The 25,436-nt window shown below is 66.6% G+C and carries 31 protein-coding genes; 12 read left to right on the forward strand and 19 right to left on the reverse strand.

Annotated elements, in window-relative coordinates; translation table 11 throughout:
- Positions 1–81 precede the first annotated feature (81 nt).
- The gene (locus tag KQ910_RS06345) at positions 82–720 is read right to left on the reverse strand and encodes a glutathione S-transferase family protein (protein WP_216957622.1); all 639 of its coding nucleotides are present in this window, start codon (positions 718–720) and stop codon (positions 82–84) included.
- Between the two features lie 113 nt (positions 721–833).
- On the opposite strand from KQ910_RS06345, the gene rpmH reads away from it, so the two are divergent.
- The 5 genes from rpmH (at position 834) to yihA (ending at position 4,182) form a co-directional block, all read left to right on the forward strand.
- Positions 834–968 (forward strand): 50S ribosomal protein L34, encoded by a 135-nt coding sequence (rpmH, locus tag KQ910_RS06350; RefSeq protein ID WP_068199953.1) that lies wholly within the window; start codon positions 834–836, stop codon positions 966–968.
- Positions 969–973: 5 nt separating this feature from the next.
- Positions 974–1,339 (forward strand): ribonuclease P protein component, encoded by a 366-nt coding sequence (gene rnpA / locus KQ910_RS06355; RefSeq protein WP_216957623.1) that lies wholly within the window; start codon positions 974–976, stop codon positions 1,337–1,339.
- A 63-nt stretch (positions 1,340–1,402) separates the two neighbouring features.
- A complete protein-coding gene (gene yidD / locus KQ910_RS06360; protein WP_216957624.1) occupies positions 1,403–1,669 on the forward strand; it encodes a membrane protein insertion efficiency factor YidD in 267 nt (88 codons plus the stop codon).
- Between the two features lie 24 nt (positions 1,670–1,693).
- Positions 1,694–3,517 carry a membrane protein insertase YidC gene (gene yidC, locus KQ910_RS06365; RefSeq protein WP_216957625.1) on the forward strand — a complete coding sequence of 608 codons (1,824 nt, stop codon included), beginning with the start codon at positions 1,694–1,696 and terminating at the stop codon, positions 3,515–3,517.
- Positions 3,517–4,182: a ribosome biogenesis GTP-binding protein YihA/YsxC gene (gene yihA / locus KQ910_RS06370; protein WP_216957626.1), complete on the forward strand. Its 666-nt coding sequence runs from the start codon at positions 3,517–3,519 to the stop codon at positions 4,180–4,182. Before yidC ends, yihA begins: the two co-directional genes overlap by 1 nt.
- A 65-nt stretch (positions 4,183–4,247) precedes the next feature.
- On the opposite strand, the gene KQ910_RS06375 is transcribed toward yihA, so the two are convergent.
- Positions 4,248–4,934: a 2OG-Fe(II) oxygenase gene (locus KQ910_RS06375; protein WP_216957627.1), complete on the reverse strand. Its 687-nt coding sequence runs from the start codon at positions 4,932–4,934 to the stop codon at positions 4,248–4,250.
- Positions 4,935–5,049: 115 nt separating this feature from the next.
- On the opposite strand from KQ910_RS06375, the gene argB reads away from it, so the two are divergent.
- Positions 5,050–5,964 carry an acetylglutamate kinase gene (gene argB / locus KQ910_RS06380; RefSeq protein ID WP_216957628.1) on the forward strand — a complete coding sequence of 305 codons (915 nt, stop codon included), beginning with the start codon at positions 5,050–5,052 and terminating at the stop codon, positions 5,962–5,964.
- A 48-nt stretch (positions 5,965–6,012) separates the two neighbouring features.
- Positions 6,013–6,588: a peptide deformylase gene (gene def, locus KQ910_RS06385; protein ID WP_216957629.1), complete on the forward strand. Its 576-nt coding sequence runs from the start codon at positions 6,013–6,015 to the stop codon at positions 6,586–6,588.
- A 142-nt stretch (positions 6,589–6,730) separates the two neighbouring features.
- Here def and KQ910_RS06390 read toward each other — a convergent pair whose 3' ends face one another.
- The 12 genes from KQ910_RS06390 to KQ910_RS06445 all read right to left on the reverse strand — a co-directional run bounded on the left by KQ910_RS06390 (position 6,731) and on the right by KQ910_RS06445 (position 17,937).
- Positions 6,731–7,549: a phosphodiesterase gene (locus KQ910_RS06390; protein WP_216957630.1), complete on the reverse strand. Its 819-nt coding sequence runs from the start codon at positions 7,547–7,549 to the stop codon at positions 6,731–6,733.
- Positions 7,550–7,559: 10 nt separating this feature from the next.
- Entirely contained in the window at positions 7,560–8,606 is a 1,047-nt protein-coding gene (locus KQ910_RS06395; protein ID WP_216957631.1) for an ABC transporter ATP-binding protein, read from the reverse strand.
- Positions 8,603–9,409 (reverse strand): ABC transporter permease, encoded by an 807-nt coding sequence (locus KQ910_RS06400; protein ID WP_216957632.1) that lies wholly within the window; start codon positions 9,407–9,409, stop codon positions 8,603–8,605. Before KQ910_RS06400 ends, KQ910_RS06395 begins: the two co-directional genes overlap by 4 nt.
- Before the next feature lies 1 nt (position 9,410).
- Entirely contained in the window at positions 9,411–10,229 is an 819-nt protein-coding gene (locus KQ910_RS06405) for an ABC transporter permease (RefSeq protein ID WP_216957633.1), read from the reverse strand.
- A 190-nt stretch (positions 10,230–10,419) separates the two neighbouring features.
- Complete coding sequence (locus KQ910_RS06410) at positions 10,420–11,430, reverse strand: extracellular solute-binding protein (RefSeq protein ID WP_216957634.1); 1,011 nt, start codon at positions 11,428–11,430, stop codon at positions 10,420–10,422.
- Positions 11,431–11,434: 4 nt separating this feature from the next.
- Positions 11,435–12,241, reverse strand: a complete 807-nt coding sequence (locus tag KQ910_RS06415) for a DeoR/GlpR family DNA-binding transcription regulator (protein WP_216957635.1) — start codon at positions 12,239–12,241, stop codon at positions 11,435–11,437.
- Positions 12,242–12,563: 322 nt separating this feature from the next.
- Entirely contained in the window at positions 12,564–13,928 is a 1,365-nt protein-coding gene (locus tag KQ910_RS06420; RefSeq protein ID WP_216957636.1) for an NAD(P)H-dependent oxidoreductase, read from the reverse strand.
- Positions 13,929–13,950: 22 nt separating this feature from the next.
- The gene (locus KQ910_RS06425; protein ID WP_216957637.1) at positions 13,951–14,751 is read right to left on the reverse strand and encodes a phytanoyl-CoA dioxygenase family protein; all 801 of its coding nucleotides are present in this window, start codon (positions 14,749–14,751) and stop codon (positions 13,951–13,953) included.
- Between the two features lie 48 nt (positions 14,752–14,799).
- A complete protein-coding gene (locus tag KQ910_RS06430) occupies positions 14,800–15,471 on the reverse strand; it encodes a GntR family transcriptional regulator (RefSeq protein ID WP_216957638.1) in 672 nt (223 codons plus the stop codon).
- 40 nt (positions 15,472–15,511) lie between these two features.
- Positions 15,512–16,471, reverse strand: a complete 960-nt coding sequence (locus KQ910_RS06435; protein ID WP_439653328.1) for a glycerophosphodiester phosphodiesterase — start codon at positions 16,469–16,471, stop codon at positions 15,512–15,514.
- A complete protein-coding gene (locus tag KQ910_RS06440; protein ID WP_216957639.1) occupies positions 16,422–17,369 on the reverse strand; it encodes a M48 family metallopeptidase in 948 nt (315 codons plus the stop codon). The genes KQ910_RS06435 and KQ910_RS06440 overlap by 50 nt, the downstream gene beginning before the upstream one ends.
- Before the next feature lie 13 nt (positions 17,370–17,382).
- Positions 17,383–17,937: a LemA family protein gene (locus KQ910_RS06445; RefSeq protein ID WP_216957640.1), complete on the reverse strand. Its 555-nt coding sequence runs from the start codon at positions 17,935–17,937 to the stop codon at positions 17,383–17,385.
- Between the two features lie 64 nt (positions 17,938–18,001).
- On the opposite strand from KQ910_RS06445, the gene KQ910_RS06450 reads away from it, so the two are divergent.
- Entirely contained in the window at positions 18,002–18,469 is a 468-nt protein-coding gene (locus KQ910_RS06450) for a nuclear transport factor 2 family protein (protein WP_216957641.1), read from the forward strand.
- A 10-nt stretch (positions 18,470–18,479) separates the two neighbouring features.
- Here the strand turns inward: KQ910_RS06450 and KQ910_RS06455 are convergent, their stop codons facing one another.
- Together KQ910_RS06455 and dapD are read right to left on the reverse strand one after the other, a co-directional pair.
- A complete protein-coding gene (locus KQ910_RS06455) occupies positions 18,480–19,469 on the reverse strand; it encodes a TauD/TfdA family dioxygenase (protein WP_216957642.1) in 990 nt (329 codons plus the stop codon).
- Positions 19,470–19,476: 7 nt separating this feature from the next.
- On the reverse strand, positions 19,477–20,316 hold the full coding sequence (gene dapD / locus KQ910_RS06460) for a 2,3,4,5-tetrahydropyridine-2,6-dicarboxylate N-succinyltransferase (protein ID WP_216957643.1): 840 nt from the start codon (positions 20,314–20,316) through the stop codon (positions 19,477–19,479).
- A 75-nt stretch (positions 20,317–20,391) separates the two neighbouring features.
- Between dapD and nudB the strand changes: the two genes are divergently transcribed.
- Genes nudB through KQ910_RS06475 form a run of 3 tightly spaced genes read left to right on the forward strand, consistent with a single transcriptional unit; the run spans position 20,392 to position 22,698 of the window.
- Positions 20,392–20,931 (forward strand): dihydroneopterin triphosphate diphosphatase, encoded by a 540-nt coding sequence (nudB, locus tag KQ910_RS06465; protein ID WP_216957644.1) that lies wholly within the window; start codon positions 20,392–20,394, stop codon positions 20,929–20,931.
- Between the two features lie 40 nt (positions 20,932–20,971).
- Positions 20,972–22,369 (forward strand): MFS transporter, encoded by a 1,398-nt coding sequence (locus tag KQ910_RS06470; protein ID WP_216957645.1) that lies wholly within the window; start codon positions 20,972–20,974, stop codon positions 22,367–22,369.
- An 11-nt stretch (positions 22,370–22,380) separates the two neighbouring features.
- Positions 22,381–22,698 carry a YdhR family protein gene (locus KQ910_RS06475; RefSeq protein WP_216957646.1) on the forward strand — a complete coding sequence of 106 codons (318 nt, stop codon included), beginning with the start codon at positions 22,381–22,383 and terminating at the stop codon, positions 22,696–22,698.
- A 45-nt stretch (positions 22,699–22,743) separates the two neighbouring features.
- Here KQ910_RS06475 and KQ910_RS06480 read toward each other — a convergent pair whose 3' ends face one another.
- Both KQ910_RS06480 and KQ910_RS27345 read right to left on the reverse strand, forming a co-directional pair.
- A complete protein-coding gene (locus KQ910_RS06480) occupies positions 22,744–23,226 on the reverse strand; it encodes a VOC family protein (protein ID WP_216957647.1) in 483 nt (160 codons plus the stop codon).
- A gap of 10 nt (positions 23,227–23,236) precedes the next feature.
- Positions 23,237–23,950 carry a DUF1428 domain-containing protein gene (locus tag KQ910_RS27345; RefSeq protein ID WP_216957648.1) on the reverse strand — a complete coding sequence of 238 codons (714 nt, stop codon included), beginning with the start codon at positions 23,948–23,950 and terminating at the stop codon, positions 23,237–23,239.
- A gap of 58 nt (positions 23,951–24,008) precedes the next feature.
- Between KQ910_RS27345 and KQ910_RS06490 the strand changes: the two genes are divergently transcribed.
- Positions 24,009–24,455, forward strand: coding sequence for a MarR family winged helix-turn-helix transcriptional regulator (locus KQ910_RS06490; RefSeq protein ID WP_216957649.1), 447 nt, complete (start codon positions 24,009–24,011; stop codon positions 24,453–24,455).
- Between the two features lie 4 nt (positions 24,456–24,459).
- Here KQ910_RS06490 and KQ910_RS06495 read toward each other — a convergent pair whose 3' ends face one another.
- Positions 24,460–25,386, reverse strand: coding sequence for an AEC family transporter (locus KQ910_RS06495; RefSeq protein ID WP_216957650.1), 927 nt, complete (start codon positions 25,384–25,386; stop codon positions 24,460–24,462).
- Positions 25,387–25,436: the final 50 nt, after the last annotated feature.

The following is a 25,436-nucleotide window of genomic DNA, read 5'->3' on the forward strand; positions in this document are numbered from 1 at the left end:
TTCGTCTCGTTCAGCTTCGATATTGACGCTGCGGCGCCGATCCTCAAAGCACATGCTTTCACGCCTGGGTGAGCGACCGCCTCATGAAGGCAGGCCCGGATCGGTCGCCGCGAGACCTGGCCTTTGCGCCATCCGTTCCCACCACGCGGTCAGCCGCGGCCGCATCCCCAGCAGCTCAAGGCCACGCCTGGATTGCGCGAAGTAGGCGATCATGGCGCCGAGATGGAGGTCGGCCAGCGAGAGATCGGGACCGGTGAGCCATTTGTCGCTCGCCGCCAGCGACTCCAGGGCGTCGAGCACCTTGGCGGAGGAAGCCAGGCCCTTCTCGAGCTCGACCGGATCGCCGGCCGTCCCGGCATGGGGGCGAACGACATCGTGGACGAAGACCTGCCGGACCAGCGGCCAGTAGGCGTAGGCGTCGACCACGCCCATGATCTGGTCCATGCGGGCGAGCCGGCGTGTATCGGCGGGCTGGAGGGCGGGTCCTGGAAAGGCCCGGTCGATGTAGCGGACGATGGCGCCGGTCTCGTAGAGCCCGAATCCGTCATGGACCAGGGCCGGCACGCGTCCGAACGGGTGGAGGGCCAGATAGGCGGCAGGAATGTCGCCGGCGAAGGGGTTAACCTCCACCCGCTCGTAGGTGACGCTCTTTTCCGACAGCGCCAGACGGGCGATCCGGACGTACACGCTGTAGCGGTAGCCGTGAAGAATGAGGGTCATGGAGCATCCTAGCCCTCGTTGACTCCGGCGGGGCACATGCTTATTACCTCGCCCACGGATTTCGCCCCCGGTGCACCGCGCGGGGGCCTTGTTGTGTTCTAAGGAGTTGCGTCATGAAACGCACTTATCAGCCGAGCAAGCTGGTTCGGGCCCGCCGTCACGGCTTCCGGTCCCGCATGGCGACCGTCGGAGGCCGCAAGGTCATCGCGAACCGTCGTCGGTCCGGCCGCAAGCGTCTGTCGGCCTAGTTCTATTGGCCGCGGCGCGCCTCGGGCGTCTGCCGAATCGTAGCGACTTCCTACGCGTCCAGGCCGGGCGGCGATGCGCCATGCCCGGCTTCGTGCTGCAGGTCGCGCCTCTTCCGGCCGATCTCGTCTTTCCGGCCATCCGGGTCGGCTTCACCGTCAGCCGCAAGGTCGGCAACGCCGTCGTCCGCAACCGGGTCCGCCGCCGGCTGCGCGAAGTGGCGCGCCTCGTGATCCCGCAGGCGGCGCGCGCCGACCAGGATTACGTGCTGGTGGGCCGCCAGGGAGCCATCGGCCGGGACTTCCTCGCGCTGCAGGCCGAGCTGCAGGAGGCACTGCGGCGCCTCAAGTCCCTCACCGTCGCGACGCCATGACTGCCCCTTGATCTGCATTGGCTGCTTGCGCCGGAGCGCTTAAATCGCCAGTTTCCGGGCCGCATGATGTCCTTGGTCCTGCGCGGCGCGATTCGTTTCTACCAACTCACGCTCGCCTACTTCTTCGTCGGTGCCTGCCGCTACGAGCCGTCGTGCTCGGCTTACGCGGTCGAGGCGCTGTCGAAGCATGGCGGGCTGCGGGGAAGCTGGCTCGCCGCGCATCGACTGTGCCGCTGCGGCCCCTGGGGGGCTGGTGGCTACGATCCCGTTCCGCCGGCCGCCGCGCGCCCGCGCACGCCGCTTTCCTGTCACTCCGCCCGGCGCACCTGACGCGTCACGAAAGATCGCCGACCAATGGATCAGAAGAATTTTATCGTCGCCATCGTCCTCTCGGTGCTGATCATCGTGGGCTGGCAGGTGGTGTTCCCGCCTTCCAAGCAGGCGACGCAGAACGGCCAGCAGCAGGCGTCGACACAATCGGGCGCGCCCGCGGCACCGGCCGGTCAGAATGGCACCGCGCCCGGTGCGGCGCCCGGTCCCGGCAGCGTTCCAGGGCAGCAGCCGATCGTGAGCCGCAGCGAAGCCGTTGCCCTCACGCCGCGCGTCACCTTCAGCACGCCCGAGCTCGTCGGTTCGATCTCGCTCAAAGGTGCGCGCATCGATGACGTGCAGCTCGTGAAGTATCGCGAGACCATCGATCCCAAGAGCCCGCCGGTGCCGGTCCTGTCGCCGGTCGGCAGCAAGAGCCCCTACTACGCCGAGTTCGGCTGGTCCGCGTCGGATCCCGCGATCAAGGTGCCGGGCGCCGACACGATCTGGACATCGGAAGCGCAGAGCGTAGCGCCCGGCAAGCCGGTCAAGCTGACCTGGGACAACGGCCAGGGCCTGGTCTTCGGCCTCACCATTGCGATCGACGAATTCTTCATGTTCGACGTGAAGCAGAGCGTCGAGAACAAGACCGACAAGCCGGTCACGCTGTTCCCGTGGAGCCTGATCGTCCGCTATGGCGAGCCGACCTACGAAGGCATGTACATCCTCCACGAGGGTCCGTACGGCGTCTTCAACGGCACGCTGAAGGAATTCAGCTACTCTGACTTCAAGGGCGGCAAGCAGCAGAAGATCGCCACGACCGGCGGCTGGGTCGGCATCACCGACAAATACTGGATGTCGGTGCTGGTGCCCGACCAGAAGTCCAAGGTCGACGTCTCGATCAAGCAGACCGGCGCCGGCGCCGACGTGAAGTACCAGGTCGACTATGTCGGCAGCGGCGTCGCCGTCGCGCCGGGCGCGACCACCACGACCGAGGCCCGGCTGTTCGCCGGCGCGAAGATCGTGCGGGTGATCTCCGACTATGAGAGCAAGTACGGCATCGAGAAGTTCGACCTCACGATCGACTGGGGCTGGTTCTGGTTCTTCACCAAGCCGCTATTCTGGCTGCTCGAGTGGCTCTACGTGCATCTCGGCAATTTCGGCCTGTCGATCCTGGTGCTGACCGTGATCGTGAAGGCCGTGTTCTTCCCGCTGGCCAACAAGTCCTATGCGGCGATGAGCAAGATGAAGCGGCTCCAGCCCGAGATGGAGAAGCTGAAGGAGCGCTATGGCGAGGACCGCCAGCGCATGAACCAGGAGCTGATGCAGCTTTATCGCCGCGAGAAGGTGAATCCGGCGGCGGGCTGCCTGCCCATCCTGGTGCAGATCCCGGTGTTCTTCGCGCTCTACAAGGTGCTCTACACCACCATCGAGATGCGCCATCAGCCGTTCTACGGCTGGATCAAGGATCTGTCCGCGCCCGATCCGCTCACGATCCTGACCGGCTTCGGCATGTTCCCGTGGGACGTCCCGACGTTCCTGCACTTCTTCAACATCGGCATCTGGCCCATGATCATGGGCGTCACGATGTACCTGCAGCAGAAGCTGAACCCGCAGCCGACCGATCCGGTGCAGGCGCGCGTGTTCCAGTTCCTGCCGATCCTGTTCACCTTCATGCTGGCGCCCTTCGCCGCCGGCCTGGTGATCTACTGGGCGTGGAGCAACACGCTCTCGATCGCGCAGCAGTACATGATCATGCGCCGCCACGGCGCGCCGATCGGCAACAAGGCGGCACCGGCGGCACTTCCGGCCGCGCCGGCTCCCACCGACAACAAGAAGGGCGGCAAGGGATCCGGCAAGAAGAGCTGATGCCGGACAAGTCACCCGACGCCGCGGCCGACGAGGGATTCTCGCCGGCCGAGATCGAGGCGGCCCGCAAGCTGTTCGCGGGCCCCTGCGACTTCGTCTCGGGCGCCGCCTCGGTCGAGTCCCTGCCCGGCGTCTCGCTGCCGGAAGTGGCGTTCGCCGGCCGCTCCAATGTCGGCAAGTCGAGCCTGGTCAACGCGCTGACCGGCCGTCGCACCCTGGCGCGCGTCTCGGGTAATCCCGGCCACACGCGGCAGGTCAATTTCTTCAACCTGGCCGACCGGCTGATGCTGGTCGACCTGCCGGGTTACGGCTTCGCCAAGGTCTCGCGCTCGATGAAGGAGACCTGGCAGGATCTCGCCTCGGCCTATCTGCGCGGTCGTCCGACCCTGATGCGCATCTTCGTGCTGATCGACGGCCGGCACGGCGTGAAGGAGAGTGATCGCGAGACGATGCGCAACCTCGACAGCGCGGCCGTCTCCTACCAGATCCTGCTGACCAAGACCGACTATCTGCGCGCGTCGGACATCCCCGCCGCGGTCAAGGCCGCCGAAGCGGTGGCGCGCAAGCACGGCGCGGCCCACCCCGAGGTGCTGCCCACCAGCAGCGAGACGGGTTTCGGCATTCCGGAACTGCGCGCCGAGATCTTCGCGGTCGCGCAGCTTTAGAATCTCCGTCGTCTCGACCGGAGCCTCGCGCAGCGAGGCTCCGGTCGAGACGATGAGGTCTATATTTACGCCGCGTCGTGGAAGATCACGCCCAAAGTGAAGCGCTCGCCTTCGCGCAGGCTCGACACGCCGTGGCGCATGGCGGTGCGATGCCAGCCGCGCACGCCCTTCGACGGTCGTTCGTTGACCGCAAAGATCGCCGCATCGCCCTGCTCGAGCGGCACGACCTCGCCGCGCGACTGCATGCGCGGCCGCTGCTCGACCAGCATGAACTCGCCGCCGGTGAAGTCGCGGCCGGGGGCACTCAGCAGCACGACGACCTGCAACGGAAACACCATCTCGCCGTAGAGGTCGCGATGCAGGCAGTTGTAGTCGCCCGGCCCGTAGCGCAGCAGCAGCGGCGTCGGCCTTGTCTGGCCGGCCGCGTGGCACTCGCGCAGCCAGGCGTCCAGGGTCGCCGGGAAGCGCCTGGGCTTGCCGAGCTGCTCGTTCCAGCGGTTGGCGACCTCGGCGAGCGCCGGATAGAGCGCCTGCCGCAGTCGCTCGACCGGCTCGGGAAGGTCGTAGGCGAAATACTGATACTCGCCCTGCCCGTAGCCGTGGCGCTGCATGACGATGTGCTTGCGGAATCGGGCCTGCTCGGGCCACAGGGCGGCCAGCGCCCGGCACGCCTCGGCGTCGATCAGGTTCTTCGCCACGGTGAAGCCGCGATTTGCCAGGGTTTCGCTGTCGAAAATCTGTGTAGCTGCCATTCGGACATCCTGACGCGGCGGGACCGGTTCTTCTATCCGCGACCCGCCTGATATATTATGCGCCTTGGCCCTCTCCCGCGCGGAGAGGGCTTTCGTTCAATTGGGGATGCTGGAAATGGCCGAGGCTGTTCAACCGGACAAGGAGCAGAAGCGTCTCATCCGCATGGCGGAGACGATCTCCAAGGCGCTCCCCTACATGCGCCGGCACAACGACGCCACCTTCGTGGTGAAGTATGGCGGCCACGCCATGACCGACCCGAAGCTCGGCGACCTTGTCGCCCGCGACGTGGTGCTGATGAAGCAGGTCGGCATGAACCCGATCGTCGTCCATGGCGGCGGCCCGCAGATCAACAAGATGCTGGAGAGGGTCGGCATCAAGAGCACGTTCGTGAACGGGCTGCGCGTCACCGACGCCGCGACGATGGAAATCGTCGAGATGGTTCTGGCCGGCTCGATCAACAAGGCGATCGTGGCCGACATCAACGAATGCGGCGGCATCGCCGTCGGAATCTGCGGCAAGGACGGCAACCTGATCCTGGCCAAGAAGGTCACGCAGATCCGCGATCCCAAGACCGGCGAACTCCTCAATGTAGACCTGAAGCAGGTCGGCGAGCCCGCCAAGATCAACGTCATGGTGCTGGAGCAGCTGCGCCGCGCCGACGTGATCCCGGTGGTTGCCCCGATCGGGTTCGGCGTGAACGACGAGCTGACCTACAACATCAACGCCGACACCTCGGCCGGCGCCATCGCCGGGGCGATGAAGGCCAAGCGCCTGCTGTTCCTGACCGACGTGCCGGGCGTCCTCGACAAGGACGGCAAGGTGATTCCCGAGATGACGATCGAGCAGGCGCGCGCTCTCATCGCCGACGGCACGATCTCCGGCGGCATGATCCCCAAGGTCGAGAACTGCATCGATGCGGTGAACTCGGGCGTCGAAGCCGCCGTCATCATGGACGGGCGGGTGCCGCACTGTCTCCTGCTGGAAGTCTTCACCGAAGCGGGCGTCGGCACCATGGTCCGGCGCAGCTGAGCCCGGTCTGACCTTGAAAAGCCCCTTTTCCCTGCATATTTAGGCCCAATGGCTCTCCTGCCCATCCTCACGGCGCCCGATCCGCGCCTGAAGAAGAAATCCCTGCCGGTCGACGCCGTCGACGCCGGTGTGCGCCAGCTCATGGATGACATGCTGGAGACGATGTACGACGCGCCCGGCATCGGCCTCGCCGCGCCGCAGGTCGGCGTGCTGAAGCGTGTCATCGTGCTCGACATCGACCGCGAGGACACCAAGACCGGCCCGCTGTTCATGGCCAATCCCGAGATCGTCGCGGCGTCGGACGAGGACGTCGCCTACGAGGAAGGCTGCCTCTCGGTGCCGGACCACTATTCCGACGTGGTTCGTCCCGCGACGGTAACGGTTCGCTACCTCGACCGTGACGGCAAGCAGCAGGACCTCGCCTGCGACGGCCTGCTGGCGACCTGCGTGCAGCACGAGATCGACCATCTCGACGGCGTGTTGTTCATCGACCACATCTCGGCGCTGAAGCGGAACATGATCCTTCGCAAGCTCCTGAAGGCGCGCAAGGAACAGGAACGCGACGCGGCCGAAGGCCGGCCCGCGAAGGCCCACGCGAAGGAAGATCCCGAGCACGCACTCTGAGGTTGAGGCGGGCGCGACGCGCTGACCACAACCAAGGTGTCATCCTGAGCGTAGCGAGGGATCCTTAATCTTCTGCCGCGCGAGGATCCCTCGCTACGCTCGGGATGACACTGTTGTTGGAGCGAGGCTCCTTGCAAGCGATTCAATCGATCAGCTTGCCGTCGGCATCGAAGAACGGAAACGGGCCCTCATAGTCGCCGATGACGGCGGTGTGGGTCACGAGCTGGCCGTCGTTCCACCAGTGCAGCATGAATCCCGGCGGCTCCATGCAGAAGCGGCTGGGGGCATCGGGATGGATGTCGAGCGCCACCTGATGGGCGGGACTGGGGCAGGTCATGGCCGGCCGGCCACCGACCTGGGCGTGGATCGTGCGATGGAGATGGCCGCACAGGATCAGTTCGATCTGGGCATGTTTTGCGACGACGTCCGCAAAGGCCTCGCGGCCCAGCAGCCCGATCTTGTCCATGTGGCCGATGCCGGTGACGAACGGCGGATGGTGCATCATCACCAGCGTCGGCGCTTCCGGCTTGTCGGCCAGCGTCCGGTCGAGCCAGTCGAGGCGCTCGCGGCAGAGTTCGCCGCCGCCCTGGCCGGGGACCAGCGTATCGAGGCCGACCAGGCGCAGCGGATAGTCGTCGATCGCGAACTGCAGGAACCTGCCCCGCTCCGGCAGGTAGCCGCCGTCGCGGAAGGCGTCGCGCATCGCCTCGCGCTCGTCGTGATTGCCCGGGATGGCGACGATGCGCTGCCGGATCGGCGCCAGGATCGACTTCAGGTGTTCGTATTCCTCGGGCCGGCCGAGATCGACGAGGTCGCCGGTCAACAGCACGATGTCGGGTTGCGGGCTCAGCGCCAGAAGCTCCTGCACGCAGCGGCGCAGCATGGAGGCCGTGTCGACCTTCCTGTAGGCGAGCTTGCCGGGCAGCTTGATGTGGGTGTCGGTGATCTGGGCAATCAGCATGTCATGCTCCTCACAGGACCAGCAGGCCGCGCGGATCGATGGCCAGGCCCACCGCCTCGCCATGCTGGAAGTCGCGTCGCGCCGTGCTCTCGATCACCAGCGGGCGCTCCTCACCGACATCGACGAAAAGCCGCGTGCGGTCGCCCAGGAAGAAGGCCGACGCCACCTTGCCTTGCAGGCTCGCCGCCTCGCCGCTCTCGGCGACACGGATGTCCTCGGGCCGGAACAGGATCTCGGTCGCCGTGGCGGGCGCTTCGGCCCAGGGAACGATGCCGGCTTTGCAGCGGAAGATGCCTTCGCGGGCCGTGCCGGTCAGCCGGTTCATCGTGCCGATGAAGTCGGCCACGAAGCGCGTGGCCGGTCGCTGGTAGATCTCGCGCGGCTTGCCGATCTGGGCGACGCGACCATGCTCCATGACGACGATGCGATCGCCCAGTGCCATCGCCTCGGCCTGGTCGTGCGTGACGTAGATCGCCGTGATGCCGAGCGAGCGCAGCAGCGAATCGATGTCGAGGCGCAGCGTGTCGCGCAGCTTGGCGTCGAGGGCGGTCAGCGGCTCGTCGAGCAGCAGCGCCCGTGGCCGCACCGCGATGGCGCGCGCAAGCGCCACGCGCTGGCGCTGGCCGCCCGAGAGCTGGTCGATGCGCCGGTCCGCGAGCCGCGTGATCTGCATCATCGCCAGCATCTCCGAGACGCGCGCCTTCACCTGCGCATCCGGTACCTTGCGGATGCGCAGGCCGTAGCCGACGTTGCCGGCCACGGTCATGTTCGGGAAGAGCGCGTAGGACTGGAACACCATGCCGACATTGCGCTGCTCGATCGGCAGGTGCGTGACATCGACCCCGTCGAACAAGACCTTGCCGCCGGCATCGGGCTCTTCCAGCCCGGCGATGATGCGCAGCGTCGTGGTCTTGCCGCAGCCGGAGGGGCCCAGGAACACGACGGTCTCGCCGGCATGGATGGCGAGATCGAGCGGCTCCAGCGCGCGGGTACCATCGACGAAGGTCTTGGCGCAGTTCTCGAGCGCGATGGAGACGGGTTTGCCGGCGTCGGTCATTCTGTTTCCTCCGCCACCAACTTCACCGGTCGCGGCTTGGCAAAAGCCTGCATGGCCAGCAGCAAGGGCATGATCATCACGAAGAAGACGAGCGTGTAGGCGCTGCCGACCTCGAGCCGCAGCGACGCATAGGCGTCCGCGAGGCCCACGGGCAGCGTCTTGGTGAACGGCGTGTGCAGCAGCCAGGTCATGTTGAATTCGCCCATCGACAGCGTCACCACCATCAGCGAGCCGGCGAGGATGCCCTGGCGGCAGTTGGGCAGCACGATGTCGCGGAAGCGTTCCCAGAAGCCGGCGCCCAGCGACGCCGCGCCTTCCTCGAGCGTCTTGAGGTCGATCGCCATCAGCACGGCGAGCACGCTGCGCACCATGAAGGGCAGGGTGAAGAGCACGTGGCCCACCAGGATGAAGGCCCACGAGGTGCGAAAGCCCGACAGGGTGCCGTAGGTCACGATCAGCGCCAGTGCGGTCGCGAGGCCCGGCACCGCGACCGGCATCACCAGCAATTCCTCGATGGCGCGGGTCAGCGCGTTCTGGCGCTTGGCCAGCACGTAGGCCGCCGGGATGCCGAGCACGAGTGTGGCGGCGAGGCAGGCGAGCGACAGGCCGATCGACAGGAAGATCGTGTCGCGATAGCCGTTCCAGACCTCCATCACCCAGCGCAGGGTGAGGCCGCTCTCGATGCCGACGAAGTAATTCACCGTGAGGCCGGCCATGATCGAGAGGATCATCGGCACGATCAGGAAGGCGCAGACCAGCAGCGTGAAGCCGAGCTGGAAGTAGAAGAGACCGCGACGCTTCATGTCAGCCTGCCGCCGCGACGCTGGATCCGGCGGCGGTGCGTGCCGCTGCGAGGACAACCCAGGTGACCGCGCCCAGCACGAAGCTGAGCGCCGCCGCCATGGCGATGTTCGCCGAGAGGGTGAACTCGGTGTAGATGACCATCGGCAGGACGTCGATCCGGGCGGCGAGCGTGAACGCCGTGCCGAACGCACCGACCGCCGTCGCAAAGCAGATCGCGCCCGCGGAAATGAAGGCGGGCTTCAGCCCGGGAATGATGACGTCGAGCACGACGTGCCACGGCGAGGCGCCCAGCGAACGCGCCGCTTCCTCGAGCTTGGGGTCGAGTTTCTCGGCGGCAGCCATCACGGTGAGGATGGTGCGCGGGATCGAGAAATAGACGTAGCCCATGAAGAGGCCGGAGAGCGTGTAGGCGAAGACCAGCTTCTCGCCGGTCAGCGCCTGCGTCACCTGGCCGATCAGGCCCTGGCGGCCGGCCAGCATGATCACCATGAAGCCGATCACCACGCCGGGAAAGGCCAGCGGAAAGGTCAGCATCGCGACCAGCATGCCGTTGCCGGGGAACCGGTTGCGCTGCAGGAACACGCCGGCAATGCCGCTGATGACGAGGGTCGCGGCCGTCGTCGCGGCGGCCACGGCGAGGGTGGAGAGCAGGCTGTTGAAGTAGTTGGCGTCGGTCACGATCGCGGCATAGGCCGCCCATCCGGTCTTGCCGCTGCCGCCGATGAAGAACAGCCGTGCCATGGGCAGCAGGAAGAAGGCCGCGAAGAAGATGCCGGCCGGCAGCAGGAGGAAGATCAATCGGCGGAGTTCGTTCCGCATGGTTGGTGGTTCCTTCTTGCACACCCCTCATCCTGAGGAGGCGCGAAGCGCCGTCTCGAAGGATGGGCAATCAGCGTAGTGCTCGTGCCCACCCTTCGAGACGCGCTCCTATGGAGCGCTCCTCAGGGTGAGGTCGTAGCTGAGAGCAGCGGGGTGGCGACCTTGCCGTCACCCCGCTGTACCCGTCCCGTCAGTTCACTTCCTTGCGGTAGCGCTCGACGATCTGCGGCTGCGCCTTGGCGAGGCTCTTGAGGTCCACCGGCTTGGCGCGGGCATATTCCGCGTCGGGCAGGAACTTGGCCTTGGCCTCGGCCGACAGCCGGTCGGCGAAGACCGGGCGCAGATAGGCATTGCCCCACATCGCCTGGCTCTCGTCGGACAGGACGAAGTCGAGCACCTTCTTGCCGTTGTCGGGATTGGGTCCCTTGTTCACCAGGCCCATCACATAGGGGAACACCAGCGTGCCCTCCTTCGGGATGACGAACTGCACCGGCGCCTTGTCGGTGTACTGGCCGCGATAGGCGTTGAAGTCGTAGTCGAGCAGGATCGGGATCTCGCCCGAGATCACGCGGGCATAGGAAGTCTGCTTCGGCACGATCGGCTGGTTCTTGGCCAGTTCCTTGAAGAACTTGATGGCCGGATCGAGATTTTCGTAGGTGCCGCCCAGCGCGAGGTTGATCGCCATCACGCCGAGCTGGCCGACGGCGGCCGAGGTCGGGTCGAGATAGCCGACGAGGCCCTTGTATTCGGGCTTCAGCAGGTCGGCCCAGCTCTGCGGCACCGGCTTGTTGCCGAGCGCGGCCTTGTTCACGAACAGGCCGAGCGTGCCGGAGTGGATCGTGAACCAGTTGCCGTCGGGATCCTTGAGGTCGGCCGGGATCTTCTCCCAGTTCTTCGGCTTGTACGGCGTCAGCACGCCGGCATCCTTGGCCGGATCGGCCGCGATGCCGCCGAGATAGGTGACGTCGGCCACCGGGCTGCCCTTCTCGGCGATCAGCGCGGCGATGGCCTGGCCGGAGTTCTTGTTGTCCGGCGGGACCTGGATGCCGAGCCTGGCCTGGATGGCCTTGAGCTGCGAGCCCCAGTCGGCCCATTCGGGCGGGCAGTTGTAGCAGATGGCCCGCTGCTGGGCGGCGGCGCCCGTGATGTTGCCCAGGGCGACGACGCCCAGGGCGGCCGCGATGGCGAGATGTTTCAGCATGGGATCAACCCCTCCTTGTTTGACCAGTCGAACCGTTGGACGCGACGTCGTCTGACCAGACGACGAGCCGGACGCCCGCGTCGCGCAATTGCCCGGCAATGGCATCGGGCGGCGGCCGGTCGGTGAAGACGGCGCTCGCCTCTGTGACGTGGCCGCCGCGCACCGTGGCGCCGCGGCCGAACTTGGAATGGTCGAGGACGAGGAAGCGCTGGCGGCAATGCTGCGCCAGCGCGCTGCGCATCGTGACCTCGTCGGTGCTGAAATCGAGCAGCGTGCCGTCCTCGGCGACGCCGCCGACGCCGTAGATGCCGATGTCGGCGGCGAAGCGGCCGAAGAAGCCGTGGGCCTCGCCCGCCACCACGTCGTGATCGAGGTTGCGCAGGCGTCCGCCGGCCACCGTGATCTCGCTCGAAGCGCTGCGGCTCAGCGCCAGCGCGACGTTGAGGTTGTTCGTCATCGCGCGCAGCCCGGCATGCTCGGCCAGCGCCAGCGCACATTGCTCGGGCGTCGTGCCGATGCCGAAGAACAGCGAGGCGCCGTCCGGTACGTCGCGCGCCACAAGCTGGGCGATCCGCCGCTTGGCGTCGATGTTCAGGACGCGGCGGGCGGGATAGGCGAGGTTCTCGCCGTCGGGCGGCAGCTCGACGCCGCCGTGGCGGCGGCGCAGCAGGCCACGGTCGCAGAGCAGGTTCACGTCGCGCCGGATGGTCTGCGGCGTCACGCCGAACTGAAGGGCAAGCGCCTCGATCGCCTGGAACCCGTCCCCCCGGACGCGTTCGACGATGGCGCGGGCGCGATCTTCCGCCTGCATTCCCGGATCCTGAGCCCGTTTCCTGTCCCGTTCGATCTGCATGGTTCGAATGAACAATGCAGACAGTTGTTTTCGTTCAGATGACTTTCACATGAACATTATGTGTCGTCAAATGAACGAAGGCCGAGCGAAGCTGGGCCAGGGAGCGTCAGGACATTGCGCAGCAATGGCGGGGAGCGTCGACGGCAGAGGGATCACTCATGACCCCTCCGGCCGCCTCGCGTGGCGTTCTTGCCTTTTCTGCGCGGCGCGGGCCTCTGCGCCTTCGTCGCTTCGCTCCTGCAGGCGCTGCCGCCCGCCGGCGCGAAACGAGTTTCGCGCCTTACTGAGCCGCGATCTTCGACGCGGCCGGCGCGAAGTCGCGTTCCATCTCGCGGCGCAACTTCACCGCAGTCAGGGACTCGTCCATCACCACGTCGGCGTAGGTCAGGGACTGGCCGGCCTTGATCGGCTTTACCAGCTTGACGTTGTGCGCGAGGCCGAGCGGCAGGCTGCCGAGGCCGGTCGACTTCTCGGACGGGAACAGCTTGCCGTAGACCGTGTAGCCGCCCTCGCCGTCCAGCATTTCGCCGGGCTTGAGGTCGCGCTTGGCGGTGGCGATGACGTCGGCATGGAAGCCGATCGGCGTGCCGGTCGGTTCCTTGCGCAGGCCGATAGAGGCGACCGACATGCCGACCTCGAGGCCGATCAGGTGCCAGCGCTTGTACATGACGGAGTAGCGACCGCTCGGGTCGGTCTGCAGCATGTACTCCTCGAAGCAGTTCTTCTGGTACTCGGTGGCGGCCTCGAACACGACCCACACGCCCTTGCGGATCTCGTAGGGGATGGCGCGCCCGTCCTTCTCCAGCGACGAGGCGACTTCGACCTGGCCCTTGTGATGGAGCTGGCCGCCTTCGGAGATCGGCCGCATCACGAAGGGCAGGTCCTCCACGGAACACGGCGGGAAGGCGAGGCCGTCCGGCGCCGGCGTGAGGCCGGTGGCATTGGCGACGGCGGTGCTCTCGATGGCGGGCTTGGAGCCGTCGAGGAACGAATTGAACATCTTGGGGTTCAGGCCGCCGCGCCTGGCCTGCTCCTCGTTGAGGCCCCAGTATTTCCACACGGTCTCGGGCGTCGACTGCGCGAAGTGCGGCAGCCACTTGTGGCCGCGGCCGGCCGCCGTCACCTCGAAGCCCGAGGTGCGGGCCCAGTCGACCAGCTCGCAGATCAGTGCCGGCTGGTCGCCATAGGCCAGGGAGTAGATCACGCCGGCAGCGGCGGCGCGCTTGGCCAGCAGCGGGCCGCAGAAGGCGTCGGCCTCCACGGTGACCATGACGACGCTCTTGCCGTGCCTAAAAGCTTCGAGCGCGTGCTCGACGGCGGCGATCGGATCGCCGGTCGATTCGACGATGATGTCGATCTCGGGGTGGCTGACCAGCGCGCGCCAGTCGTCGGTGAGATGGGTGCTGCCGTGCTTGCGCGCGTCCGCGAACGAACTGGCCTGCGTCACGTCGGGCTTCCAGCCGAGCCGCGCCAGGTTCTCTCTCGCGCGGTCGGGCGAGAGATCGGCGATGCCCAAGAGATGGATGCCCGGCGTCGTGGGAATCTGCGACAGGTACATCGAGCCGAACTTGCCGGCGCCGATGACGCCGATGCGCAGCGGATTGGCTTCGGCCGCGCGGGCCTGAAGCATGCGATGGAGACTCATTGTTTCCTCCGGAAGTCTTCGTTTATTCCGCCGCGACCTTGCGATTGACGGCGCGGATTACCGCATCGTCTTCCCAGGCATCGATCGGCGTGAAGTCGCGGTGCGCGATGTAGTCCGGCCGCTTGAAGCGGCGGATCGCGTTGCTGATCGAATTGTAGGTCACGTAGATGATCTGGCGATCCCACGGCGACATGTTGGGGCCGCTGCCATGGACCAGCGTGCCGTGGAAGAAGATCGCCGAGCCCGGACCGCCCTTGGGCGCGACGATGCCGCCCTGGTCGACGAGCTTGGCGATCGTGTCGTTGTCGATCGTCCAAAGCGGATACGACGTGGTGGTGAGGTCGTGCTTGGCCTCAATCGCGCCCTTCTTGTGGCTCCTGGGAATGAACCACAGAGGACCGTTGAACTCGTTCACCTCGTCGATGAAGACCGCGAGGTTCATGGCGCGCGCCTCGGGCATGTCGTCGTCGGCCTTCCAGGTGCCGTAGTCCTGGTGCCACTGCCAGACATCGCCGTCGAAGGCGGCCTTACCGTTGATCTTGAACTGGTGGATGTAGGTCTTGTCCTTCAGCAACTGCTCGGCCGGCTCCACGAAGCGCGGATGATGGATCAGCGCCTCGAACACCGGATGATAGGTGTGGACCGCGAAGGCGGTGCGCACGACGTCGCCGGTCTTCTCGCGGATGTTCTCGGGACGGCGTTGGGCGAAGACCTCGGGCACCGAGGACTTCAGGATCTTCGTTTCTTCCGGCGAGAAATATTCCGGGAAGAAGAGATAGCCCTCTTCGTCGAATTGCTTCAGCTGCTCAGAGGTGAGCTTCATGGTGGTTCCTCCTTTGGCTTGTCGTCTTTGCTTGTAGAAGCGCCGTCTTCAGGCGGCGCGGGAAATCACGACTTTCAGACGTCCCGTGAGAATGTCGGCCATCTGCTCGGCATGGCCCCGGCACAGCGCCTCGGCCTCGGCCGCCTGTCCCGCCTCGAGGGCGCGCAGGATGCCTTCGTGCTCGTCCCACACACTGACGCGCAGATCCTCTTCGCTCAAGGCGGCCGCCATGACCCGGCGCAGATGCTGCCAGTGCTGCTGCGCGGTCTCGCCGATCACGGGATTGCCCGAGGCTTCATAGACGAAGAGATGGAAATCGATGTCGGCCTCGATGACCGACGGGATGTAGCCGCTTGCCACGGCACGCCGGCCGACGTCGAGCAGGGCCCGACCGCGCTGCACGAGGTGGGGCGTGTAGTTCGCGGCGGCGAGCCGGGCGGCGGCGCCGTCGAGGGCGGCGCGGACGACGTAGAGATTGCGCGCCTGCTGCACGTCGAGCGGGGCGACGCACACGCCCTTGCGGCCGGCGTCGATCAGGAAGCCCTCGCGCCGCAGCAGCATCATTGCCTGCAGGACCGGCTGGCGGGACACGCCGAACTGCTGGGCGATCTCCTCCTGGGTGATCCGGGCGCCGGCCTTCAACTCGCCCGAGCAGATCGCCTCCAGGACGGAATCGTGGATACGCTCGGAAAGATCGGGTTCAGGCTGGATCGGACGCATGGCCTGTATACAGAACACCGAAGGGCCGCGAGTCAACCGCCTAGCGAACTTTCAGCCCTTTCGATGCAATAACCTGGAGGCCGCGATCGGGATAGTCGGTGATCAGCCCGTCCACGCCCAGGTCGATCAGCCGGGCCATCTCGGCCGGCGCGTTCACCGTCCAGGGAATGACCTTGAGGCCCAGAGCCTGCGCTTCCTTCACGTTCTCCGCCGTGACGTTGCGCCAGAACGGGGACCATACGGTGCAGCCCGCCTGCCGGGCCAGCCGGGGGACCGAGCCGCCCTGGGCGGCCAGGTCGAGCCCGCCCAGCCAGGGCGAAGGCTTCCCGCTGGCGCGCTGGACCGTGTCGAAGTTGTTGCTCTCGATGGTCAGGCAGGCCGTGGCGATTTCCGGGGCCAGCTTTCGGGCCTCGATCACGGCGCGCCAGTCGAAGGATTGCAGCGTCGTGCGGGCCTCGGCCTTGCCCTTCCGGATGCCATCGACCGCCAGCTTCGCGAAGGCCGCCGGGTCGAGGGTGAGGTCGGGCTTGGCCGGGTCGATCTTGATCTCGATGTTGAACCGGACCTGGGGCGCGGCCTGCGCGAAGAACTCGGCGAGGGTCGGGGAGCGCTGGCCGTCGACCGGCTTCTGCTCGGGGAACTGCTGGGCGTACTTGCTGGCCGGGTTCACGCGACCGATGTCGTAGCGCTTGAGCTCATCCAGGGTCAGCGTGCGGATGGCCGGTCCCGAAGTCGTGAGCCACTGCCCGTCCGGGCCGCGCGTCAGGTCGGGATTGAGCACGGGGTCGTGGCTGATGACCACGACGCCGTCGCGCGTCACCGCGAGGTCGGTCTCGAGCGTGGTGACGCCGAGATCCTGCGCCACCTTGAAACCCGCCAGCGTGTTCTCCGGTGCCAGCCCGCGCGCGCCGCGATGGCCCTGCAGGTCGAAGGCCGCCGCGAGGGCGGTGCTAGCCGCCCAGATTGCGCAGGCGAGCGATGCGATCCGCGATATCGGGATGTGTGGCGAGAAGCGCCGGAGTCTTCGAGGTGAACTGGTTGATCGGGTTGACGATGAAGAGATGCTGCGTGGCACGACTCACTCCGGGAAAGGGCGCGGCTTTCTCTGCGAGCTTGCCGAGGGCAGAGATGAGACCGTTTGGATTGCGCGTGAACTGCACGGACGTCGCGTCGGCAAGGTACTCGCGCTGGCGCGACACCGCCATCTGCACCGCCTTGGCCGCGATCGGCGCCAGGATCGCGACCACGAGCAGGACGACGATCAGGATGCTGCCGCCCGAGCTGCCCTTGCGGTCGCTGCTGCGCATCCGGCCCAGGTTCATCGTGCGCAGGGCCATGTCGCAGACCAGCGCGATCAGGCCGACCGTGACGCCGACCACCACCATGTAGCGCGTGTCGAGGTTGCGAAGATGCGCCATCTCGTGCGCCACCACGCCCTGCAGCTCGTCGCGATCGAGCGTGTCCAGCAGGCCCCGCGTGACGGCGATGGTGCCGCTGCCGACCTTGTTGCCGGTGGCGAAGGCGTTCAGTGCGTCGGTCTCCAGCACCATGACCTTCGGCATCGGCACGCCCGCGGCGATCGAGATCTCCTCGACGACGTTGTAGAGCTGCGGCGCGTCCTTCTTCTCGATCTCCTTCGCGCCGGCCATCGACAGCACCATCCTGTCGCCGACCGCCAGCGAGATCGCGCTCCAGCCGATGCTGGCGGCCGCCATCAGGCCGGCGCCGGCAATGCCGACCTGGCTGACCGCGGGCAGGGAGCCGGAGGACTCGCCTTCGAGCAGCACGCCGACCAGATAACCGATCCCGCCCGCCAGCGCGGTGAGGACCGCCAGCAGCACCATCGTGTTGCGGCGGTTCGCCGCCTGTGCGGCGACGAAGTCCGTGGTGGCGCTCATGCGCCGCTATCCGTCAGCGCAGCGCGACTTTCGGCACTTCGCGCTCGGCCTCCGGCATGTTGAACAGGTCCATCGGCCCGAAGCCCAGCGACGCCGCGGCCAGCACGGCGGGGAAGCTCTGGCGGCGCGTGTTATAGGTGTTCACCGAGTCGTTGTAGAACTGGCGCGCGAAGGCGATCTTGTTCTCGGTGGTCGTGAGCTCCTCCTGGAGCTGCATGACATTGTCGTTGGCCTTGAGCTGCGGGTAGTTCTCCATCAGGGCGAGCAGCCCGTGCGTCGCCTGGCTGAGCGCCGCTTCCGCCGGCCCCGATTGAGCCGGGTTGCCGGCCGCCGCGACCGCGTTGTTGCGCGCCTGGATCACCTTGGTGAGCGTCTCCTGCTCGTAGGCCATCGCGTCCTTCACCACCTGAACGAGATTGGGAATGAGATCGTGCCGGCGCTTCAGCTGCACGTCGATCTGGCTCCAGGCTGTCTGCGCCTGGTTGCGGCCGCCGACGAGGCCGTTATAGACGGCGATCAGCCACAGGCCGATGGCGACGACGATGCCGAGGAAGATCCATGAGCTCATGCCAGTTCTCCTTTGCCGCGGCCGCCAGTCTAGTCATGATCGTGGCCGCCCGGGAGGAATAACGATGGAAACGTCAGAACTGCTGAAGTCTTTCTGCTCGGCCGTCGAGCGCCGCGACGGCAAGGCGTTCGCGAGCCTCTTCACCGAGGATGCGGTCTATCACGACGTGTTTTACGGCGATTTCGTGGGCCGCGAGCGGATCGCCGAGATGATCGACGACTGGTTTCATCGCACCGCGCACGAGTTCCGCTGGGACATGCACCGGCCGGTGAGCGACGGCAGGATGCTCTACGCCTACTACACGTTCAGCTACGTCTCGAAGCTGCCCGGCGCAGAAGGCAAGCGCGTCGGCTTCGAGGGTTGTTCGATGATGCAGCTGCGCGATGGCCTGATCCTCGACTATCGCGAGGTGGCCAATGTCGGGCCTGCCTTCGTCGAACTGGGCTTCGCGCCCGAGCGCACGTCCAAAATCCTCGCCAAGGAGGGCGCGCATCTCAGGTCACAGCCCGAGTGGAAGCGCCATCTGGCGTAGGGGCGGACGATCAGCCGTTATAGGCGCGGCTGCCGCGGTCGCGCAGCCACAGGCGGATGAGCAGGCGCTTGCGCTCTGCATCCGGCCAGTCGCGGAACCCGGTGCGCTTGTGGCCGAGCGCGCGATTATCGATCAGCTGCATCTGGCCGGGCTGAAAGACGAAGCGTGCGGCCATGCCCGGCGCGTTCAGGATCGCTTCGAAAGCTTCGATCGCGGCGACCCCCTCGGGGTCGAGATCGACGCCGGCCAGGGCATGGCCGTTGGTCACCTGGAAGCGCGACAGCCGGGCGATCAGGCGGCCGTCCTCGCGCTCCAGCATCGGATGGTGCGTCGTCATGACGTCGCCTGGCGCATGCTCGCGCTGGCGGTCGAAGTAGAACGGCTGGTAGAGCCTCGGCAGCAGGTCGGGATGCTGCCGGCGCATTTCCTCATGCGCGGCCGCAAAGCTCACGATGCCGCTCACGCCGCCTTCCATCGCCGTGCGCACGCACAGCAGGCCGACATAGTGCGGCGGGACGAGATTGTAGCTGTTGTCGGTGTGGAAGTTCTGTTCGGCGTTGGTGATGTCGGGACGCACGCCGTTGCCGGGAGGTTTGCCGAGATCGGTGACGTCGTAGATCGAAGTGCCGTCCCATTTCTGCGCCACCGGGCGGGCGACCAGCGAGGCCAGCAGCCACCACACGGCGCGCAGGCCATCCTTCGACCAGCGCTCGACGGGCAGGCGATCGACGATGGCGAAGCCCGGCCCGTCATCGAGGCTCTGTTTGACGTCGCGCATGAAGGCGCGCGACGCGTCGAGCGGGAAATCCTCCGGCCGCAGCAGGAGGAGCGGCACGGGATCGCGATCGAGTGCGGCGACGAGCCGATCGAGTTCGCGCCCGACGTCGCCGGGGAGCGCGATCCGCCCCGTTTCCGGCGCCAGCGTGTCACCGCGCCAGAGCAGCCGATCGGGCATTGCCTCGCGAGGCAACGGCACGGAAAGGTCGGCTGCGTCGGCCACGGTCGTCCTAGTCGCGCAGCAGCTCGTTGATCGAGGTCTTGGAGCGGGTGCGCTCGTCGACGGTCTTCACGATCACGGCGCAATAGGTCGACGGACGATCCGGACCGCCGCCGATGTTGCCGGGCACCACCACCGAATAGGGCGGCACCTTGCCGATGTGGATCTGGCCGGTGGCGCGGTCGACCACCTTGGTGGTGGCGCTGATGAACACACCCATCGAGAGCACCGCGCCGGTGCCGACGATCACGCCCTCGACGACCTCGGAGCGGGCGCCGATGAAACAGTTGTCCTCGATGATGACCGGGTTGGCCTGCAGCGGCTCGAGCACGCCGCCGATGCCGACGCCGCCCGAGAGGTGGCAGTTCTTGCCGATCTGGGCGCAGGAGCCGACCGTCGCCCAGGTGTCGACCATGGTGCCGGTGTCGACATAGGCGCCGAGGTTGACGAAGGACGGCATCAGCACGACCGACGGGGCGATGTAGGAGCCGCGGCGCACGATCGAGCCGGGGACCGAGCGGTAGTTCGCCTTGGCGAAGCGGGCGGCGTCCCAGCCGGTGGTCTTGAGCGGCACCTTGTCGAACCAGGGGGCGGCGCCCAGGCCGGGGAACGACGCGCCGCCGTCCATCGGCACCGAATCGTAGAGGCGGAAGGACAGCAGCACGGCCTTCTTCAGCCACTGGTTCACGACCCATTCGTCGCCGAACTTCTCGGCGGTGCGGAAGGTGCCGTCGTCGAGGCCGGCGATCGCCGTCTCGACCGCGTCGCGGACTTCGCCCTTGGTGGCGCTGTTGATGCCGTCCCGCGCTTCCCAGGCCGCGTCGATCGCGGTTTGCAGCTGCTTGCTCATCGAAAATCCCTCGAAAAATGCCGCCGGACCATAGCGGCGGGAGGCCCGGAGTCAATGTTCCGGCTATGCTGCGGCATGGCCTTCAAGATCCCCGAATCGGTGCTGGTTGTGGTCCATACGCCCCGGCTGGACGTGCTCGTGCTGGAGCGCACGGGGACGGGCCTCTGGCAATCCGTGACCGGCTCGCGGGAGCTGGACGACCCCGACCTTGAGGCAACGGCCCGCCGCGAGTTGCTGGAGGAGACCGGCCTGGCGGTCGGAACGCTCACCGACTGGCGGCAGACCAACCGCTACGAGATCTGGGCGCAGTGGCGCGGACGCTATGCGCCCGACGTCACCCACAATGTCGAGCATGTCTTCGGTTTCCAGGTGCCGGAGCAGACCGTGGCGACGCTCGACCCCGCCGAGCACGTCGCGCAGCTCTGGCTGCCCTGGCAGGAGGCCATGAAGAAGGTCTTTTCGCCCACCAACCGCGACGCCATCTGGCAGCTCCAGCGGCGGGTGCTGACGAAAGTAAGTAGAAGGATTCCTCGCTGCGCTCGGAATGACACGGATGTAAGTGCCGATGCAGTTGAGAGTGTCATCCTGAGCGAAGCGAAGGATCCTTCATCATAGGCGATTGCCCCCCGCCCGCTCTCGGGCATAGTGGCTCCGCATGACTGTTCCCCACGTGGCCGCCGCGCCGCCCGTCCGTGAAGCCTCGAAGCTCGGCCAGGTCAGCTGGGCGCTGTTCGACTGGGCCAACCAGCCGTTCTTCACCATCATCACCACCTTCATCTTCGCGCCCTACTTCGCCAACGTGCTGGTGGGAGATCCGGTGAAGGGCCAGTCGGCCTGGGCATTCACCCAGTCGGCCTCGGGCATCCTGATCGCGCTGATGAGCCCGTTCCTCGGCGCCATGGCCGACGCCGGCGGCCGTCGCAAACCCTACATCCTCTTCTTCCAGCTTCTGCTCGTCGCGGGATGTGCCGGCCTCTGGTTCGCCTATCCCAACCGCTCCGACCTCATCCTGCCGATCAGCTGGGCGGTCATCCTGGCGACGATCGGCGCCGAGATGTCCATCGTGTTCAACAATTCCCAGCTGCCCAACATCGTGCGCCCCGAGCGCATGGGCTGGCTGAGCGGCTTCGGCTGGGGGCTGGGCTATTGCGGCGGCCTCGTCTCGCTGATCGTCGTGCTCGCGGTGTCGATGCCCTCGATGTTCGGCCTTTCGGCGGGCGACGGGCCACTGTTCGGCCTCGACGTGCCGAGCCACGAACTGGAGCGCCTGGTGGGTCCGGCCTCGGCGTTGTGGATCGCGATCTTCGTGCTGCCGATGTTCCTGTTCACGCCCGACTCGGCCGGCGCGCGGCGCCAGCCCCTGCTGGTCGCGGCGCGCGAAGGCGGGCGTTCGCTCCTGGCGACCCTTAAGCGTGTTCCGCGCTTCGGCAACGTGCTGCGCTATCTCATCGCCTTCATGCTCTACAATGACGGTCTCGCCGCGATCATCGCCTTCGGCGGCGTCTATGCCGCCGCGACCTTCGGCTGGAGCACGGTGACGCTCGGTATCTTCGGCATCATCCTGACCGTCTTCGCAATTCCCGGCGCGTTTCTGGGCGGCAAGCTCGACGACTGGATCGGCAGTAAGCGCACGGTACAATTCGCCATCGCCGGCGTGATCCTGGCGACCCTGGGCATCGTCAGCGTTACCGCGACGCATGTTTTCTTCGTGGTGCCTGCCGATCCGATCAGCCCGACGCGCGGCCTGTTCGGCTCGCTGCAGGAGAAGGTGCTGATGGGCTTCGCGCTGATCCTGGGCTTCTGCATGGGGCCGATGCAGGCGGCCAGCCGCACGATGGTGGGCCGCATCGCGCCCCCGGGCATGACCGGCGAGTTCTATGGGCTGTTCGCCCTGTCGGGTCGCGCCACGGCCTGGATGGCGCCGTTCGCCATCGGCGTCGTCACGGCGGCGACGCAGTCCACCCGCATCGGCATGGCCTGCGTCCTGTTCTTCCTGGTGGTAGGCTTCATACTGCTCTGGAAGGTGCGCGAGGAGCGCGCCACCCCCGTGTGAAGGAGGACCGCATGATCACCGCTATCGTGAACTTCAAGTTGCCGGCCGACATCGATGCGAAGAAGGCCGCCGAACTCTTCAAGGGCTCGGCGCCCAAGTATCGCGGCATGAAGGGCCTGATCCGCAAATATTATCTGTTCGACGGCGAGAAGCGGATCGGCGGCGGCGTCTATCTCTGGAAGAGCCGGGCCGATGCCGAGGCGGTCTATACGCCGCAATGGCAGGCCTACATCGCCGAGCGCTACGGCGCGCCACCCGAGATCCGCTATTTCGAGACGGCTGTCGTCGTCGACAACGACGCCGACACGATCACCGCCGACGCGGCCTGAGCGGCACCGCCGACGCCGCCTGAGTGGCATCGGCGGCGCCGGTTCTCAGTTGCCGCGACGCGCCGCCTCGATCCGGGCGACGTCGATCTTTTTCATGTCCATCATGGCTTCGAAGGCGCGCCTGGCTTCGTCGCCGCCTGCCGCCAGCGCGTCGGTCAGCGCGCGCGGCGTGACCTGCCACGACAGGCCCCATTTGTCCTTGCACCAGCCGCAGGCGCTCTCCTGGCCGCCGTTGCCGACGATGGCATCCCAGTAGCGGTCGGTCTCTTCCTGGTCGTCGGTGGCGATCTGGAACGAGAAGGCCTCGGTCTGTTTGAAGACCGGACCGCCGTTGAGCCCCAGACACGGGATGCCCAGCACCGTGAACTGCACCGTCAGCACGTCGCCCTTCTTTCCCGACGGATAGTCGCTCGGCGCCTTGTGGACGGCCGTGACCTGGCTGTCGGGAAAGGTCGCCTCGTAGAAGCGGGCGGCTTCCTCGGCGTCCTTGTCGAACCAGAGGCATATCGTGTTCTTTGCGGTTGCCATCGGCCTGTCCTCAGACGTCGAGGATCGGCGAGAAGCCGCCGTAGATCATGCGCTTGCCGTCGAAGGGCATCTGATGATCCTTCATGCGCGGATCCTCCATCATCTTCTTCCAACCCTCGTCGCGGACCTGCCTGGAAGGCCATTCGATCCACGAGTAGACGATCTTCTCGTCGGGCGTCGCCTTCACCGCGCCCTTGTAGTCGGTGACCTTGCCGTCGGGCACGTTGTCGCCCCAGGTCTCGACGATGCGGAGCGCGCCGTAGTCCTTGAAAACGGTTGCCGCCTTCTTCGCCATGTCGAGATAGGCCTGCTTGTTGCCGGCCGGCACCGCCGCGACGAAGCCATCGACATAGCCGGTCCTGGAACCCGTCTTGCCGGCCTCGTCGAGGATCGGCGTAAAGCCGGCGACGATCATGCGCTTGCCGTCGAACGGCATTTCCATCTTCTCCATGCGCGGGTCGCTCATGAGCTTCTGATGGGCTGCGTCGGCCACTTCCTTGCTGGGATATTCGATCCACGAGAAGACCACGACCTCGTCGGGCGTGGCCTTCACGGCGCCCTTGAAGTCGGTGAGCTTGCCGTCCGGTACGTCGTCGCCCCAGGCCTCGACCTGGCGGGTGGCGCCGAATTCCCTGGCGATCGGCGAGAAGTCCGCGGCGGCCTTGCGATAGGCTTCCTTCTTATCGGCGGGCACCGGCAACACGAATCCCTGCACGTAGCTCATGGCGACCGTCCTTTCGGTTGATTTCGGAAGGAAGAGTTGATATCAACGTAATTACATCATGTCAAAGAATTCGAACGCCACGTTCCAGACGACGGTTCACGTCTACAATCACTGCCTTTGCTTCGCCGCGCAGCGTGCCGCCCGTGCGTTGGCGCGACGGTTCGACGAGGCCTTGTCACCGATCGGGCTCACCAGCGGCCAGTTCTCGCTGCTGACCTCGCTCAACCGGCCGGAGGCACCGTCGATGGGCTCGATCGCCGCGCTGCTGGTGATGGATCGCACCACGCTCACCGCCAACCTGAAGCCGCTGGAGCAGCGCGGCTGGGTCGAGATCGCGGTCGATCCGGCCGACCGGCGCGTGCGCCGGCTCATCCTGACGGCGGCCGGCCGCCGGGTGCTGCAGTCGGCGCTGCCCATCTGGCAGGACGTGCATGGCGAGATCGACCGGCTGATGCCGGCCTCCGATGGCCGCACCTTGCGTCGCGGCCTGCGGGCGCTTGCTTAGCGCGTCAGGCGGCGAGAGCGCCGATCCCCGCCACCGCGATGGGCAGGGCGACGAGCGCGAAGAGGGTCTGCATGGCGGTGATGCCGGCCATCAACGGAGCGTCGCCGCCGAGCTGGCGGGCCATGATGTACGCCGAGGAAGCGGTCGGCAGGGCCTGGAAGAGGAGCGCCGTGACCAGCGCCGGCCCCGTCAGCCCCATGAGCGAGGCGACGAGCACGGTTACCACCGGCATGGCCAGGAACTTGATCGCCGAGGAGGTGGCGACCGGCGCCATCCAGCCCCGCAGCGATCCGAACTCCAGGGCCGCACCCACGCAGAGCAGTCCGAGCGGCAGCGACGCAGCACCCAGAGCCCGCAGCGCCGGCTCGACACCGGACGGAAGGCCGAGGCCCAGAAGCTGGAAGCCGATGCCCGCGAAGGAGCCGAGCACCAGAGGATTCGTCACCAGCTGCCTGGCGATGCCACGGCCGCTCAGCCGCGCGGATCCGTGACGGGCGAACACCAGAACACAGAGAATGTTGACGGTCGGCACGATCGCGGCGCTGCAGAGGGCTGCCAGCGCGATCCCCTGCGCGCCGAACAGGCCGGCAGCCAGGGTGACGCCGACATAATTGTTGAAGCGGATGCCGCCCTGGAAGATCGAGGTGAAGGTCGGTCCGTCGACCCGGAGTACCGGCCGCAGCGCGACGAGCAGCGCGGCTACCGCCAGGATCGAGAGAATGAGGGTCGTCGCGAGTTCGCGTGCCGGCAGCGCGTCGAGCTTGGCGGTGGCGAGACTGTGAAAGAACAGGCACGGGACCAGCACGTAGTAGCTGAGCCGTTCCGCCTGCGGCCAGAATCCCTCAGCAAGGAAACCGAGGCGCCGCAGCCCCATGCCGAGCATGATCAGCAGGACGATGGGCAGGAGGGCGAGGATCACGTCGGCGCTCATGGCCATTTCTGTACGCCGCGGTCCACCCCGAGCAGAAATTCTGAATACTC

This window comes from Reyranella humidisoli (assembly GCF_019039055.1).
GTDB classification, from domain to species: domain Bacteria; phylum Pseudomonadota; class Alphaproteobacteria; order Reyranellales; family Reyranellaceae; genus Reyranella; species Reyranella humidisoli.